We start from the raw sequence: 2890 nt of genomic DNA, 5'->3' as shown, positions 1-2890 counted from the left end.
TTATATCTTCCTATTATTCTCCTGTCATCTCTTTTAACCACCGATTTTACGATATATGAATTTTCATCATAAGAAGGTAATATTTCTTTTAAAAGATTATCTCTTATCCAAATTTTATCAATACTCCAACCTATTGAAGAAAAGTTTTTTTCCACGTTGGAATAAGCATCGGAATCCTGCATTCTGTATGAAGTTGTAAAAGATAAAGATTTTAAATACGGAGTTTTTACTATATCTATTGCCTGCAGATTCCATGTAAACTCCGTAACTCCTATTCTTTCTATATATTTTTTTTGTCCGGGATAAACTATATTTGTTGTAACTGTGCTGTAAGTTAAATCATAAGTCTCCGTTGTTGCCGTATGATATACAACCGACGGTTGAAACCATTTTGCTACTTTAAAATTCAATGTCGCCCCTATATCCTGATTTAAATTTTTATCATAAAAAATTTCCTGATTTTGAAAATCTCTTTTATTTTTTTCGTTTACTTTTTTTATGATATATGCAGGAGTAAATGTAACTTTATCAAAAAAATTAAAAGGAGTTTTTAAACCGAGACTTTCGGTTTTTTCAAGGGTTAAAAAATCTTTTATATCCATATATTTTTTAGCTGTTTCCAAATCCAAGAAATTTTTTGTATCTTCTATCGGAGTATCCGGATAAACTTTATAGAATGAATTTGTAATTTTATAATCGGTATTTAAACTGGTAGGTAAAATATCAAAATCTATCGGATTCAAATAAAGTAAATTTGCATAAAAACTTTCCGCATCTTCAAGCTGCTTAATTTCCTGAGTATCTTTCAAAAATCTCGTATATTGTAATGTTATCTTCGGTAAATCCACACCGCCGGAAATAACGGTTCCTACTTTACCCGCAAAAGTTACAACCTTACCCTCATCAAGAACCGATACCGTATCTGATGTATTATCCTTTGCGTGAGGAGTTACTATTTTTGTTTTTGTAATAGAAGCCGTCAACGGTAATACCGTAATACCGTTAACATTTAAACCTTTAAAATCTATTGCCGCACTATCTTCAAGAAAATCTCTGTCATAAGTTCCCGGAGCAAATGTTTGAAAATCTTTATCAATACTTTTCCTGCTTACGTTTAAAGTAGTTGCCCCTACAAAAGTTGTTCCGTTCCATCTTAAAGTTGAATTTACTTTCCAAGCATTACCTTCTTTTATTTTTGCATCTTTTAAATGAATTTCATTAAACCAAATTTCACCGCTGTCGGCTTTGGATGTTTGAACACCGAGTTGAATATATGCTATACGTGATAAATCGGGCTCGCCTTCAAAAGAGGTCACACCGTTATCTTTACTTATCCATCTTGACGAAACGGTATTATATTCCTGCTTAATGTTTATTAAATTCCATTTCCCTTTCATATCATTTGAAACGGTTAAACTGTATTGCAAATAATTTTTATCATCGGCTCCGGCTCTAACTACTATTTTTGTATCATCGGCGGTACCCGAAGAAATAAAAAGAAAAAAGCCGAAAGTTTCGTATAAAGATATATCCATTGTTCTGCCTACATAAGTTGTTTTTGCATAAAGTTCATCGGAGGAATTTGTGGTAAACATTAAATCCAATGCTTGTTCATCTCTAACCGCATTACTGTCAATTTCATATAAACTTCTAAAATCGGAATTAGATAACAAGGAAACATATCTCGGATCATCTCTTCCTATCGATGAAATTTTAAAATCACTTGAACTTGCAGCCGCTTTAACTTCTTTCCACTTATTACCGATAACCGATATTTTACCTACCGTAACGGTTCCCTGTTGTTGATTTGTTCCGGAAACCGTAATTCTTGCTATCTTAATATTTCTCCATTTATCCTGGTCTGCAGTTGTTGAAATATTTAAAGGCAATTGAATTTTTTTCCAACCGTACCAATTAACGGTAACCGAAAAACTGCTGACATTAATTTCGGAAGTATCCAAAATATTATTACCGTTTAAATCTTCGGTATCTATTTTACCGTTATTTGCTCCTATTTTTGAGACCGTTCCGTTTTTGTTATAAAAATCCCTTCCTACATCTTCCCAAGGGCTTAACAATCCGTCTCCATCCGTATCTTCCGTATAAAGTTTTGTTCTGTACGGATCATAACCGTCTGAATTTTCATTTATCAAAGTTGCATAATCTATTTGAAAAGTTATATTTTTACCGTCGCCTTTCAACCACATTTCAATGTAAAGTTTATCGGATAAATCATAACCTGATTTGGAAATTATTTGACAAATTGCAACAGACTGGGAATAAAGCAAATTATAATTTATATCCATAACCTGTTGTTTTTCACCTGAAATAATTTCCAAATTCGGATCTATTTCTTTTTTTTCAATATCATAATTTTTCCATGTTATATCTTCCAAATTGTAAGAAGATTTGTCGTAAGTTGAAGAAACCTGCCAATTTTCGTCTATCATAGATAAACTTGTTTCCTGCTTTGCTTCTTCCATTGATTCCAAAATTGCTTTACCGGTAGTATTTTGTTGATATTGACTTGTGGCATATTCGGCACCGGCAGACAAAGTTAAACCGTCGGTAATTTTTAAATTGTTTATTTTTGCATCAAGTTCGGCAACAAGTGTACTTGCAGGTGTGGAATAAATATCCGGTAAAGCGGTATCTTTTGCCGAAAACTCATATATAAAACTGCCGCCTACGGAAATATTGTTTGTTATATCCAATTGAGACCTTAAACCTATCAAAGTCGATTCTCCGGATGCGGAACCTCCGAATGGAGAATAATCATAAGAAACATCTATAACGGAACTTTCATTTATTAAACTTTCTTTTAATATTGTTAAAATACCTACATCATAATCTATAAAATAATCTTCGTTCCTTTTCAATGCTTTTCCGT

1 protein-coding gene is annotated in these 2890 nt (G+C 32.4%); it reads right to left on the bottom strand.

The annotated features are described in order from the left end of the window. Positions 1 to 2879: hypothetical protein (locus tag ACMUOV_RS04735; protein ID WP_413853961.1), on the bottom strand; the 2879-nt coding region annotated here is incomplete at its 3' end. Positions 2880 to 2890 lie beyond the last annotated feature (11 nt).

The sequence above is a fragment of the Candidatus Ruminimicrobium bovinum genome (genome assembly GCF_902760015.1).
GTDB lineage: Bacteria > Elusimicrobiota > Endomicrobiia > Endomicrobiales > Endomicrobiaceae > Ruminimicrobium > Ruminimicrobium bovinum.
This window is presented reverse-complemented; position numbering and strand designations above follow the sequence as displayed.